The sequence below is a fragment of the Nonomuraea insulae genome (assembly GCF_042656245.1).
The window spans coordinates 119,855-133,786 of record NZ_JBHSPA010000037.1 but is presented as its reverse complement, the minus strand read 5'-3'; the positions used below and the strand labels follow the sequence as shown (position 1 = coordinate 133,786).

Annotated in this window: 6 protein-coding genes; 5 read left to right on the top strand and 1 reads right to left on the bottom strand. The window is 68.0% G+C overall.

Features of this window, described 5'->3' with window-relative positions; translation table 11 throughout:
• Window positions 1–9 precede the first annotated feature (9 nt).
• Window positions 10–147, bottom strand: coding sequence for a hypothetical protein (locus tag ACFPZ3_RS31835; RefSeq protein WP_379517980.1), 138 nt, complete (start codon window positions 145–147; stop codon window positions 10–12).
• Between the two features lie 165 nt (window positions 148–312).
• Between ACFPZ3_RS31835 and drmD the strand changes: the two genes are divergently transcribed.
• From drmD to drmC, 5 genes are read left to right on the top strand one after another with little or no spacing between them, the layout of a single operon-like run.
• A complete protein-coding gene (gene drmD / locus ACFPZ3_RS31830) occupies window positions 313–3,402 on the top strand; it encodes a DISARM system SNF2-like helicase DrmD (RefSeq protein ID WP_379517979.1) in 3,090 nt (1,029 codons plus the stop codon).
• A complete protein-coding gene (locus ACFPZ3_RS31825) occupies window positions 3,399–7,472 on the top strand; it encodes an Eco57I restriction-modification methylase domain-containing protein (protein WP_379517978.1) in 4,074 nt (1,357 codons plus the stop codon). The genes drmD and ACFPZ3_RS31825 overlap by 4 nt, the downstream gene beginning before the upstream one ends.
• Window positions 7,473–7,530: 58 nt before the next feature.
• The gene (gene drmA, locus ACFPZ3_RS31820; RefSeq protein ID WP_379517977.1) at window positions 7,531–11,277 is read left to right on the top strand and encodes a DISARM system helicase DrmA; all 3,747 of its coding nucleotides are present in this window, start codon (window positions 7,531–7,533) and stop codon (window positions 11,275–11,277) included.
• Entirely contained in the window at window positions 11,270–13,171 is a 1,902-nt protein-coding gene (gene drmB / locus ACFPZ3_RS31815) for a DrmB family protein (RefSeq protein ID WP_379517976.1), read from the top strand. The genes drmA and drmB overlap by 8 nt, the downstream gene beginning before the upstream one ends.
• Entirely contained in the window at window positions 13,168–13,932 is a 765-nt protein-coding gene (gene drmC, locus ACFPZ3_RS31810) for a DISARM system phospholipase D-like protein DrmC (protein ID WP_379517975.1), read from the top strand. Before drmB ends, drmC begins: the two co-directional genes overlap by 4 nt.

The following is a 13,932-nucleotide window of genomic DNA, read 5'->3' as shown; positions in this document are numbered from 1 at the left end:
CGCGCCAGATCATCGCAGCGTAGGGATCGGCGGCCAGATCAGGTAGAGGGGAGTGGTCAGCCAGCCGGGCAGTGGCGGCTCCGTGGAGAAGGCGTCGTCCGCGGTGTCCAGGACGATGCCGTGGGCCCTGAGGGCCCTAAAGCGCATTTCTGAGCCTAGCGGTCACTTATCTGTGAATCAAGCGCACAGTTAAAGTGCTGCTGTAGACGTGGAGTGGTGAATGGCCGTAGGCTCCGGTGCACGCGTCCTGAGGCGAGGGCGTCCGGTGAAAATTGCGGCGTGATCGTCGATGATCACGACAAGGAGTGAGCGGTGACGAGTGTGACGTCAGAGAGGCCGATCATCGGTGCGTTGGTCGCTGTCCGCGGGCAACGCTGGGTGGTCAGCGATATCGAAGCGGCTGAGAGCAGCACGCTGGTGAGCCTGCAGAGTGTGGAGGACGGCCGTTACGGCCACACCCTCGACGTCATCTGGGAGGTTGAGCCCGGCAGCCAGGTCCTGCCCAGCGGCTCCCTCCCTGAGGTCGCGGACTTCGACGCCCCGTCCAAGCTGGGAGCGTTTCTTGATGCGATCCGCTGGTCGGCCGTGACGTCGGCAGACGTAAAGACCCTGCAAGCGCCGTTCCGATCCGGTGTGGCGATCGAGGACTACCAGCTGGAGCCGGTCGCGCGCGCCGTCGACGCACCCAGGGTCAACCTGCTGCTGGCCGACGATGTCGGTCTAGGCAAGACCATCGAGGCGGGACTGGTCGCCCAGGAGCTGCTTCTGCGCCACCGCGGTCGGCGCATCATGGTCGTCTGCCCGGCGGGTCTGACGCTCAAGTGGAAGGACGAGATGGCCGAGAAGTTCGGCCTCGACTTCACGATCGTCGACACGGAGCGCTGCGCGGTCGTCCGCCGCACCCATGGCAGCGCCGCCAACCCGTTCGAGGTCTACCCGCTGACCATCGTCAGCTTGCCGTGGCTGCGTGGGCAGAAGGCGCAAAGACTGCTCAACGAGATGCTGGATCCCGAAAAAAGAGTCTTCGACCTGCTCATCCTCGACGAGGCGCATCACGTCGCACCGGCCGCCCCCAAACAGGTCTACGCGGTCGATTCCCAGCAGACCAGGCTGATCCGGATGCTCGCCCCGCACTTCACGCACCGGCTGTTCCTGTCGGCTACCCCGCACAACGGCTACCAGGCGTCCTTCACCGCGCTGCTCGAAACCCTCGACGACCAGCGGTTCGCCCGCGGTGTCGACCCTGATCCGGCCGCGGTGAAGGAGACGGTCGTACGCCGGCTGAAGCGCGACATCGTCAACGACGACGGCACCAAGCGGTTCCTGGAGCGCAGCGCCCGGTCGATTCCCGTGCACTATCCCGAGAATGAGCGGGAGGTGCACGGACTGCTCAAGGAGTTCGCCGATGCCCGCCGCAAGCGCTTGTCTAAGGCCAAAGGCCGCAAGGCGGCCGACCTGGTCACGCTGCTGCTGAAGAAACGGCTCTTCTCCAGCCCCGCCGCCTTCCTGCACACCGTCGGCGTCTACCTCGAGACCGTCAACAGCAGGGCCCAGCTGGTCGAAGGACCAGACGAATGGCTCGAAGACTACGAGGACTACGTCGCGACCCTCGACGACGAGGCGCTCGCCGAGGCCGAGGACGACGCGGTCAACCGGGCGCATCCCCTCCAGGAGGGCGCCACCGAGCACGAGATCGAGCTGCTGAACCAGATGCAGCGCTGGGCGCAGCGCCACGCCGTGCGCCCGGATGCCAAGGCCGGCGAGCTCATCGACTATCTGAAGGCGGTGACCCGGCCCGACCATCACTGGACCGACGAGCGAGTCGTCGTCTTCACCGAATACCGCGACACCCAGACCTGGCTCGCCGAGTTGCTTCACCAGGAAGGCCTCGACCGGGTGGAGCTGCTGCACGGCGGCATGTCGGCGGAGGAGCGCGAGCGAGTACGGCAGGCGTTCCAGAAGGATCCCGGCGAATACCCGGTCCGCATCCTGCTGGCCACGGACGCCGCGGGCGAGGGCATCGACCTGCAGAATCACTGCCACCGGCTGATCAACTACGACATCCCGTTCAACCCCAACAAGCTGGAGCAGCGCATCGGCCGCATCGACCGGTACGGCCAGCGCAACGCCCCCGACATCCGCCATTTCGTCGGTGCCTTCAAGGGCGAGAGCGTCGATTCCTACGAAGCCGACCTGGAGTTCCTCTCCCGGATCGCCGAGAAGGTCGCCCGGCAGAAGAAGGACCTCGGCCCGGTCAACGCGGTGATCTCGCAGCGGGTCCAGCGCCGCATGCTCGGCGAGAGCGTGGCCATCGACGACATCGACGAGGTCGCGCCCAAAGAGGACGTACCGGTCGAGAGTAACGTCGGCGACCAGGTCCGCAGGCTTCGCTCCAACCTCGACGAGACGATCGGCGAGCTGCGGATCACTCCGCGGAGCGTGAAGCGGGTCGTCGACACCGCGCTCGACCTGGCTCGCCAGCAGCCGCTCAAGCCGTACCTCGACGAGAAGCACCTCACTGAGGGGCTGTTCGAAGTGCCGCCGCTCACCGGTTCGTGGGAGCGGGCCGGCGCCGGCCTGCTGGAGAAGATCACCCGTGAGGGCGAGACTCCGAAACAGCGCCCGATCACCTTCGACCCGCTGGTCGTCAAGGAACTGCGCGACGACGTGGTCCTGGCGCACCTCAACCACCCGCTGGTCGCCATGTCCACCCGGCTACTCCGCGCGGCCGTGTCCAACCCCGACATCGGCCTGCACCGGGTGACCTCGGTCGTGAGCGACGACCCCGCCCTGGAGACGACGCTGATCGGCGCGTACGCCAGATACGTCCTGGTCGGCGGCGACGGCGTGCGCCTGCACGAGGAGGTCCTGTACGCCGGAGGCTGGGCACAGAGCAGCGGCCGGTTCCGCCGCCTCGACACTCTCAGCACGCTCGGCCCGATCCTGGATCGGGCGCTGACCAGCGGTCTGCCCGCCGCGCCGCACCTGCAGAGAAGCCTCGTCGAGCTGTGGCCGAGGATGCGTTCAGGCGTGGTCGACGCGATCGAGGCCAGGGCCAAGACTCGTCGCGAGTCTCTGGAGAACCTGCTCGCCAAGCGCCGCGAGTCCGAGCAGCAGCGGATCACCGCCAATCTCGACCAGTTCGCCGCCACGCTCCGCGCCAAGCTCGCCGAGGACGAGGACGACGACGCCCTGTTCAGCCGCATCGTGGCCACCAAGGACAACGATGGGCTCAGGCAGTACAAGAAGGACCGAGAGTCGTGGGAGAAGCGACTCGCCCGGCTGTCGGAGGAGCGTGACCGCGAGCTGGAGGCCATCGCCGCCCGCTACCGCGACCCGCAGGAACACCTTTTCCCCGTCGCCCTGATCTTCGTTGTGCCCGCGCAGGAGGCCTCCCGATGAAGTACACCAAGCCGATCGACTCGGGCCGCGTCCACCAAGAGTGGCTGAGCCTGGTCGAGGTCTCCGGCCCGTTCTTGTCCCTGCCCGTGCTCAGGCGTACCTGGCCGTCGCTGGACCCGCTCGACAAGCAGGTACGCGAGAGCCTGCGCCTCCAGCACGGCACCTGGCAGGCCGGCGGCCCGGTCATGGACTGGGTTCTGTACGGCCTGCGCGACCTGCTGGGCTGGGGCGACGCGCTCCACACCGAAGGCCTGGACGTGCTCGCCCTCGAAGTCCCTCAGCACGACACCACGTTGGTGCCGAGCTTCGCCCTGATCGAGCCGGGCGCCGAGGCCAAGCCTGACACCACCCGGCTGATCGGCCTGATCAGCGACGGCCAGCCCACCGCCAGGGTCAAGGGCGAAGACTGGTCCGCCACCCCCGTCGACCGGGTGGCGCAGCTCTGCCGTCACCACGGCGTCGAGCTGGGCCTGGTGACCGACGGCCGCTGGTGGGCGCTGGTCTGGGCGCCCCGCGGCGGGGTCACCACCAGCGCGGTGTTCGACGCGATCTCCTGGCCGGAGGCCGCGGAACGCGATGTCGTACGTGCCTTCGTGTCGCTGCTCAACCGGGCGCGCTTCTTCTCCTTCCCGGAGGGGGAGACGCTGCCCGCGTTGCTGCGGGCCAGCCTGGACAGCCAGGAGGACATCACCGAGGCCCTCGGCGTCCAGGTCCGACAGGCCGTCGAACTGCTCGTGGCCGCCATCGGCCGCGCCGACACCCGCGACCGCGACGCGGGTGGCGAGGGCGTCGGCGACGCCACCGCGCACGAGGTCTACCGGGGTGCGGTCACGGTCATGATGCGGATCGTGTTCCTGCTGTTCGCCGAGGAACGCGGGCTGCTGCCCGCCGACAACGAGCTCTACGCCAACGCCTACTCCGCGGGCGGGCTGTACGCCGAGCTGGAGCAGATCGCCCTCGAAGGCTCGGAGAACGACCTGGAGCAGACCCAGGCCGCCTGGCACCGGTTGTTGGCGCTGTTCAACGCCGTTTACGCGGGTGTCGATCATCCGCGACTGAAGATGCACGCCCATGACGGCTCCATGTTCGACCCGGACGTCTACGCCTGGCTGCCCTTGTCGATCGACGACCGGACCGTCCTCCACATGCTCAATGCCGTGCAGTACGTCCAGCTCGGCACCGGAAAGACCCGCGAGCGACGCAAGCTCAGCTTCCGCGCGCTCGACGTCGAACAGATCGGCTACGTCTACGAGGGCCTGCTCTCCTACGACGGCACTCGCGCCACCGACACGGTCGTCGGCCTGGTCGGCAAGCCCGGTCTGGAGGAGGAGGTGAACCTCTCCCACCTGGAGCGGCTGCTCGCCGGCTCCGGTGACGGGTTCGCGGCGAAGCTGGCCGATGACTACAAGGCTTCTGGCATCGGTACGGCCGCCGCCGTCACCAAGCGGCTCGTCCCCCTCGGTGACGCCGAACAGGTGGAGGCGTTGCGCCTGCTGCTCGCGGTCACCGGGGGAGACCGCGACCTCGCCGAGCGGCTGCTGCCGTTCTACGGAATCATCCGGACCGACCTGCGCGACCTGCCCGTGGTCATCCTGCCGGGCGGGCTCTACGTCACCGAGTCGTCCCTGCGTAAGAACACCGGCACCCACTACACGCCGCGCTTTCTCGCTGAGCAGGTCGTCGAGGGTGCCCTTGAGCCGCTGGTCTACCGGGTCGGGCCGCTGCAGACCGCGGACCGCTCCGAGTGGGTGCCCAAGTCGGCGGACGAGATCCTGGCGTTGAAGATCGCCGACATCGCGATGGGGTCTGCGGCGTTCCTGGTGGCTGCCGCCCGCTACCTCGCCGGTCACCTGGTCGAGGCGTGGTCCCGTCAGGATGATCCCCGCGCGGTCGCCTATCTCGCAGCGGATCGTACGGCCGACGCCGACGAGGATCCGCTGATCATCGACGCGCGCCGGACCATCATCGAGCACTGCCTGTATGGAGCGGACATCAACCCGATGGCCGTCGAGATGGCGAAGCTGTCGCTCTGGCTCGTCTCCATGGACCCGAGTCGCCCCTTCACCTTTGTCGATGACCGTCTGGTCGCCGGCGACGCGCTGCTCGGCATCACCTCACTCGACCAGCTCGAAGTCCTGCACATGGACGCGCGCAAGGGCCGGGAGATCCACGAGAAGCGGGCACTCCAGAACTTCGCGACCGGTGCGCGCACGGTGGCCCACCAGGTGGCGGAGGCACGGCGCGAGCTGGCCGAGATCCCGCTCGGCGACGACCCGCTCGGCGCCCTCCGCAAGAAGCGAGCACTTCTGGCCGACGCCGAACTGACCACCGCCCAGGCCCGCCTGTTCGCCGACCTGACCGTGGGCGCCGCCCTGGCCCATGCTGGGCGAGGGGTCGTGGGCTTGCGGGACGGCTCAATCCTCGCCGCCGACTACGTGCGCCGCATCGGCGATGGCTCGGCCATGGCCGAGGTCGAGGCGCGACAGCAGCGCCGTGAATGGCTTGACACCGACAAGGTTCGCGGAGGCTTCGAACGCCACCCGATTCACTGGCCGCTGGTGTTCCCCGAGGTCTTCGAGGGCAACCTTTCCGGTGGGGCAGATCCGGGCGATGTCGTGGTTCGCCCGCGCTCGGACGGTCCGGGCTTCGACGCCATCATCGGCAATCCGCCGTTCCTGGGCGGATCCAAGATCAGCGGCTTCAACGGATCGGCCTATCGGGAGTACCTCGTCCAGGCGAACGCCGGCGGAGCAAAAGGAAACGCTGATCTCGTGGCATATTTCGTGCTCCGCGCCCATCAAATGCTCAACCAGACCGGGCAGACTGGCCTGATCGCCACCAATACTCTCGCCCAGGGCGATACTCGTGAGGTTGGCCTAGACCGGCTTGCTGCGAGCGGGATTGAAATCCGGCACGCAGTTAAGAGTAAGCCGTGGCCATCCCGGAGCGCGGTGCTGGAGTACTGCGCGATTTGGACCAGTCGCATTAGGCCAGGAGAGAAATCCGAGCGCTTCCATGATGGGGTGGTCGTGACAGGCATCACTCCATCGCTCGATCCTGAGTCGAGGGTCACTGGCAACCCGGGGCGACTGGATGCCAGTCAAAGAGTTGCGTTCCAGGCATCGAAGATCGATGGAATTGGCTTCACGTTGTCGGAGCACGCCGCATCAGCGATGATCGAATGGGACCCACGTAACGCAGAAGTTCTTTCCCCATTCATCAATGGCCAGGATGTCAGCTCCCGCCCCGACTCGTCTGCCAGCCGATGGGTTATCAATTTCCAGGACTGGCCGATGGCCAGGGCAGAGACGTACCGTGAGCCGTTTGACCAAGCCCTTCGCCTGGTTAAGCCCGAACGTGACAAGAACAATCGTCAAGTTCGCCGTGAGCGATGGTGGCAATACGGTGAACGAGCTTCCAAGCTGTATGGGGCCATTGCCCGCCTGAAGCGGGTCATTGTGATCACGCTGGTGAGCAAGGTCGTGATGCCGGTGATGGTGCCGACCGGGCAGGTGTTCATGCACACGCTCGGCGTGTTCGCCACGGATGACACGGCGATGCTGGCGCTGCTGTCGAGCGCCCCGCACTACTGGTGGGCCCGAGCCCGAGCGTCGTCGATGAAGGCGGACCTCCGCTACACGGCGTCAGACGTGTTCGAGACCCTGCCGCTCCCCGAGCTCACCCAGGAGATGCGTGACCTCGGCGACCGGCTCGACACCTTCCGCCGCAGCCTCATGCTCTCCCGCCAGGCCGGTCTCACCGCCACCTACAACCTGGTCAACGACCCCAAGAACACCGACGACGACATCGAAGAGCTCCGTACCATCCACCGCGCGATCGACGAGGCCACCCTCCGCGCGTACAACTGGGACGACCTGATCGGTCAGCTCGACCACGGCCATCACCTCATCGGCGGCCGGGAGATGCGCTACACCGTCGGCCCCGCCGTACAGAGAGAGCTGGTCGACAGGCTCCTGGAGCTCAACCATGCGCGCTACGCCGAAGAGGTCGCCAAGGGCCTGCACGACAAGAAGTCCAAGAAGTCCGCATCCCAGGGCGGCCTGTTCTGATGAACGCACGCTCCGTGGCGGACAGAGGACCGAGCGATGTTGAGGAGCTTGACCGGTGATGAGTGACCAGGAAGACCTGTTCCCCGACCTGGGCGACAAGCAGCAGACCCTGGAGTTGAAGCCCGAGGCCCCGTCCGCCCAGGAAGAGGAGCCTCCGGCGCCGCTGGATGTGCCGCAGGAATTCGCGGAGGCCACTTCCTACCAGGTCAGGGACGAGTTTCAGGAACTGGTCTGCCGTGACCTGCTCGGCCCGTGGGATGGGCGGTTGGAGGAGTTCAAGCCGGGCATGCGCGGTCCCCGCGAGCGCTACCTGGTGGGCATGATCGGGCCGAAGCGCTCGACGACGTCCACCCTGAGGGAAGCCGACGCTGTCCCGGACACGGAGACCGGTGTCGAGGGCGACGCCACCGAGGCGGATCTGCCCGACGTGATGACGGCGCAGAACCTCGGCAGCATCTGGGCCTCGTCCATGGGCCTGTCGTTCGCGGTCCCCTCCGATGTGAACACGATCGCCGTGACCGCGTCCTGGGGACGCTACGGCAAGAGCGAAGTCGAGCAGGAGGACGGCAAGAAGGTCCGCACCTGGTCCCGCGAGCCCGTGAGCTACGACAAGGAGATCCCGCTCGACGGCGAGTCGAACTTCTGGGTCCCTCTCACGGTCGCCAAGCGTGACGATCCCGGTGTGCACCTGGCCGTCACGGTGCGCGCGGCGAACGGCCACCGCGTGGTCGAACTTTCGCTGATCAACACTCAGCAGGAGCCGGAGAAGAACAAGGACGAGGGCTGGCTGTTCCAGGCCGAGCTCCGGGTCCGGGCGCTCGACGGCAGCGCATCGATCTTCCTGCCGATCGACGACCCTCTCGACGGCGGCGGCCCGGTCCTCGACGAAGAGGACTCCCACCTGCGCCTCCTTTACCGGAGCGAGAGGCGTTACGCCTCAGGCCGCAACACGGCAGTCCACGCCAAGCTGCACGACCGCGAGCGGTGCGCGTACGAACTGACCACCACTTGGCTGCCCGTCTCCAACGTCCCGGCTACCACCGCACCGCCGATCCCGGGCGTAGAGCTGTCGATGGACGCCCTGGCGGAAGCCGACCTGCCCGGGCTGCGAGCCGGGCTCGCCCCGCTGGCCGACGGCTACGCCGCCTGGCTCGACCAGCGCAAGGCGGACATCCCGACGCTGCCTGAAGCGTTGCGCGCGGCGGCCGAGAACGCCGTGTTCAAGGCCAGACGCGCCGCCGAACGCCTGCGCCTCGGCATCGAACTGCTGGAAACCGACCTCGACGCGCTGCGCGCGTTCCGGTTCGCCAACCAGGCCATGGCCGATCAGCGCCGGCACTCCGCGATCGCGAAGAAGCGGCAGGAGGAGGGCCTGACCTACGAGCAGGCCGACGCGGTGGTGCTGGCCAAGGGCGTGGAGGCCGCGTCCTGGCGCCCCTTCCAGCTGGCCTTCGTGTTGCTCAACCTGCCCTCACTGAGCGACCCGGCACACCCAGAACGAGCCGCCGACCACGCAGCCACCGCCGACCTGCTGTTCTTCCCGACCGGTGGCGGTAAGACCGAGGCCTATCTCGGCCTGACCGCCTACACCTTCGCCATCCGCCGACTGCAGAAGGTCGTCGGCACGGCCGAGCAGGCCCGCAGCGGGCTCGACGGCGTGGCCGTACTGATGCGCTACACGCTGCGCCTGCTCACCGCCCAGCAGTTCCAGCGCGCGTCCGCGCTGGTCTGCGCGGCGGAGATGATCCGCAGGGCGGACGAGGGCACCTGGGGAAGCACCCCGTTCCGCATCGGATTGTGGGTCGGCGGCTCGGTCTCGCCGAACTGGTTCGAAGGCGCGGCGAAGGAGGTCGGTGACGCCAGGTCCGCCCCCGAGGGAAAGCGGCCGAACGTCCTGCAGACGCTCACCTGCCCGTGGTGCGGTGAGGCTCTGAAGGGTCACCAGGACCTGCACATCGACGACGACCGCCGCAGAGTGCTGCTCTACTGCTCCAACGGCGAAGGCCAGAACGCGTGCCCCTTCTCCCGGCGCATGTCGCCGGGCGAGGGCCTGCCCATCCTCACCGTCGACGAGGAGATCTACCGGCTGACCCCGTCCCTGGTGATCGCCACCGTCGACAAATACGCCCAGCTCCCGTGGCGGGGCTTCGCCGGTCACCTGTTCGGCCGGATCAGGGAGCAGTGCCCCCGCCACGGATACCGGCACGAGGACCTGAACGCCAAGACCGGCTGCACGCCCAGGCACAACGCCAAGGGCGCGCTGCCTGCCAGCCAGGCACAGCCGGTCACCAGGCTCCGGCCTCCGGACCTGATCATCCAGGACGAGCTGCACCTGATCTCAGGCGCACTCGGCACCACGGTCGGCCTGTTCGAAGCCGCGGTCGACGAGCTGTGCACCTGGGGTCAGGGCTACGGCCCGAAGATCGTCGCATCCACCGCGACCACCAAACGCGCCGACGCGCAGGTGCTCGGCGTTTTCGCCAGGGACCTCGCGATCTTCCCGCCGCAGGTCCTCGACGTCGCCGACACCTTCTTCTCGCGCCAGGTGCCGCTCACGCCCGAGACCCCCGGCCGGCGTTACCTGGGCGTGTGCGCGCACGGCGTCCGGCTCAAGTCGGCTGAGATCCGGCTCGCCGAGATCCTGCTCATCGCCGGACAGACCATGTTCGACCGGTACGGCAAGGCCGCCGACCCGTACATGACCATGGTCGGCTACTTCAACGCCACCCGCGAGCTGGCCGGTATGCGGCGCTATGTCGACGACGACGTGACGACTCGCATCCGCACCCACGGCAGGCGCAAGGGCCTGTCGGACCGGCTGGCCACCAGGCTGGAGATGCTCACCGTCCAGGAGCTGACCTCGCGCATCTCCTCCACCGACATCAGCGAGGTCCTGCGCAACCTGGAGGTCGGCTTCGTTCCCGAATACGAAACCTCCCAACGCAAGCTCGCGCTACGCACGGAGCTGGCTTTCGCACGTCGCGACAAGCGTCGCGAGCATCCGCTGGCAAGCAGGTGGCTGGGCCGGAGACTTCCAGTGGACGTGGTGCTGGCGACCTCCATGCTGCAGGTCGGTGTGGACGTCTCCAGGTTCGGGCTGATGGTCGTGGTCGGCCAGCCCAAGAACACCGCGGAGTACATCCAGGCCTCCTCCCGCGTCGGTCGTGAGGCCGAGAAGCCCGGGCTGGTGGTGACGCTCTACAACTGGTCCCGGCCCCGCGACCTGGCCCATTTCGAGGACTTCGAGCACTATCACGCCACGTTTTACCGGCAGGTGGAGGCGCTGTCGGTGACGCCGTACACGAGAAGGGCCCTGGACCGTGGTGTGGCCGCCGCCTTCGTGGCGGCGCTTCGCAACGCCGAGGAGAACTACTCCCGCAACACCGACGCCCACGACGTGCCGCTCGACGGGGAGGTCGCAGACCGGATTCGCCAGCGGTTCCTGACCCGCGCGGAGGCGGTCGCGGGCGAGCGGGGCCGCGACTACCTGCTCGAGCGGCTGAACGTGGTGACCGACCGGTGGGCCAGAGAGCGGACCGGCCAGATCAGGCTCGGCTACCAGGCCAGCTCCTCCACCAAGCAACCTCTGACGGGTCTGCTCAGACCGGCCGGTGACGGACCCTGGGACACCATGACGGTCGGCCAGTCAATGCGGGAAACCGAGAGCGAGATCAATCTGCTCGTCCCCCGACTGGAGGAGATGTTCGCCCCCGCGTACGGGGCGCCGGCCTGGAGTTTCAAGGCCGGAGTGGACGAGGACGACGACGCGCCCGAGGGCGACGAGCTTGGAGAGAACCGTGGCTAAGCCCGAAGGTCACCGCCGCAGGGTCGGCGCGGTCCGGCCCAGCCACCTGATGTTCACCGGTGGCGTCGGCGCACTCGTCGACCTGCCCAACTTCTCCGTGCTGGTGAAGGGGCTCGACGACTGGGAGCAGGAATACCGGAAGATTCCAGACTGGGAGCCGCTGGCCGAGCCGCGGCTGCTGGCCGCGGTGCAGACCCTGGTGGGCAGGACTATCACGCAGCTGCGTCCCGCGCCCTGGCTGCCGGACCGTGACGACAGCGGCGCCGCCGCCCAGGTGGGCGTCCCGACGATGCCCTTCCCGGCATGGATGCGCTGCACGGCCTGCAACACACTCGCGCCGACGGAGTCGCAAGTCGTCTTCGGATTCGAGAACCCCAAGGCGCACGCACCCCATGAGGCCCGGTTCTTCCACAAGACCTGCGGGCGCAAGAAGGCCGGCCCGAGGCCGCTGGCGGTGGCGGCGCGCTTCGTGCTCGCCTGTACGGCGGGCCACTTCGACGACTTCCCCTACGTGCCGTTCGTCCACCGGGGCGGCGCCTGCGAAGTAGAGTTCCCGCCCCTGACCATGTACGACCGCGGCGGCAACATGGGCGCCAACGTCGAGATCAAGTGCGAGCGCTGCGACCAGAAGCGCAACATCACCGAGGCCATGGGGAGGCGCGGCGAGCAGAACCTCCCCGGCTGCCGAGGCCGCCACCCGCACCTGTCCACCTTCCAGTCCTGCAACCGGCCGGTACGCGTTCTGGTGGTCGGCGCCTCCAACCAGTGGTTCGCCCAGACTCTGTCCTCGCTCTGGGTGCCTGAGGCGGGCGGCAGCGTGCTGGACGCCAAGGTCGCCCAGCACTGGGATCCCAGCCTCCACGGCATTCCGGGGCCGAACATGCTTCCCTTCATCCGGGGTGCGGTGCCGGCACTGCGAGAGTTCGAGCAGTGGGACGACCAGACGCTGTGGGCGGCGATGGAACGCCACCGCGCCAAACTGGAGGGCGCGGAGCTCGCGACGAACGACGGCTATCCCGATCTGCGAACAGCGGAGTGGGAGGTGTTCGCCGCTCAGGAACTCCCGGAACCCAACGAGGACTTCACCCTGCGCCGCGACCCCGACGGAGTGCCGGGACCGCTGCGCGGCATCTATGCCGACGTAGTCCAGGCCGAACGGCTTCGTGAGGTCCGCGCGCTGATCGGGTTCACCAGGCTGGACGCCCCCGACCCCGAGGACCCTGAACTGGTGACCCGGGCTCCGCTGTCACGCGACCGGCCCACCTGGGTGCCCGCCAGTGAGGTGCGCGGAGAAGGGATCTTCCTCAAACTCCCCGAAGACCTCATGTCGTCGTGGGAGAAACGGGTGGAGAACACCCTGGCCCTGCGCGAACACCAGGACGCCTACGCGCGTTTTCGCAGACACCGCTACAGCGACCGGATCCGCGGCGCCTTCGACGAGATGCAGCACTGGCCCGGAGCCCGGTTCTACGCCCTGCACACGCTGTCGCACCTGCTGATCCGGACGATCGCCCTGGAATGCGGCTACAGCGCGGCGAGCCTGTCGGAACGGATCTACGCCGGCAGCCACGACGATCCCCGCACCGGCATCCTGATCTACACCGCCGTCCCGGACGCCGAGGGCACACTGGGCGGCCTGGTGTCCCTGGCCGAGCCCGCCAACCTGACACGACTGACCCGGCGGGCGCTGCACGACGCCATGCACTGCTCATCGGACCCGCTCTGCGCCGAGCGGCTACCCCAGGAGCCGGCCGACTTCCTGCACGGCGCGGCCTGCCACGTCTGCCTGTTCGTCTCCGAGACGACGTGCGAACGCGGCAACCGCTTCCTCGACCGCCGGTTCGTCGTTCCCATCGACGACCCCGATCTGGCGCTCTACCCCGAGCTGCCGTGAGCGGACACCCACGCTTCGAGCGGGCGGCGGCTGAGGCCGCCGCCCAGCTCGGCCCCGCCAGGCTCAGGACTCTGGCCGACAGGATCGGCGCGGGCTGGCCGCGGGCGGCGATACCGGGCGCGGTGCCGGTACCCGGATTCGCCGAGCATGCCGCGGCCATTCTGGACGCCCGTGACGCTGAGTCGATCTCTGATCTGGAGGTGGCGGCCTATCTGCGCGGGGTGGCGGACGGGCATTCTCAGCACTCGGGCGCGTTCCGGGTCGACGTTGTCTGGAGCGGCCCGAGCAGCCACGCCGTTCCCGTTCGGGCGACGGCCCAGGTCCTGGTGGACGTGGTGGGGGAGTCTCAGCGGGAGCTGATGCTGATGACGTACTCGGCCAAGCCGTACCGCCCGCTTCTGGAGGCCCTCGGCTTAGCGGTGAGTCGTGGTGTGAGTGTGGCGGCGATCGTGGAGACGCTGCAGGGAGCGGGTTCGGCGTTGAGCGGCGCGGAGCCTGCCACCGCGTTCGCCTCCGTGCCTGGGCTCGAGCTCTGGCATTGGCCCACTGCCGGCCGAAGCACGCAGGGATCCAAGATGCACGCGAAGCTCGCTGTCGCCGACAGGCGAGTACTGCTGGTCTCCAGCGCCAACCTCACGCATTCGGGAGTCTCACGGAACATCGAGGCGGGCTTGCTCATCAGAGGCGGGACGGCGCCCCAGCGGGCAGCCGAGCACATCGCCGAACTGCGCGCCCGCGGGGTGCTGGAACGGCTCAGCTAG

Bases quoted from the DNA above. Each gene is read 5' to 3' on its own strand.
- ACFPZ3_RS31825 (WP_379517978.1), top strand. From the start codon at position 3,399: ATGAAGTACACCAAGCCGATCGACTCGGGCCGCGTCCACCAAGAGTGG.
- ACFPZ3_RS31835 (WP_379517980.1), bottom strand. From the start codon at position 147: ATGCGCTTTAGGGCCCTCAGGGCCCACGGCATCGTCCTGGACACCGCG.
- drmA (WP_379517977.1), top strand. From the start codon at position 7,531: ATGAGTGACCAGGAAGACCTGTTCCCCGACCTGGGCGACAAGCAGCAG.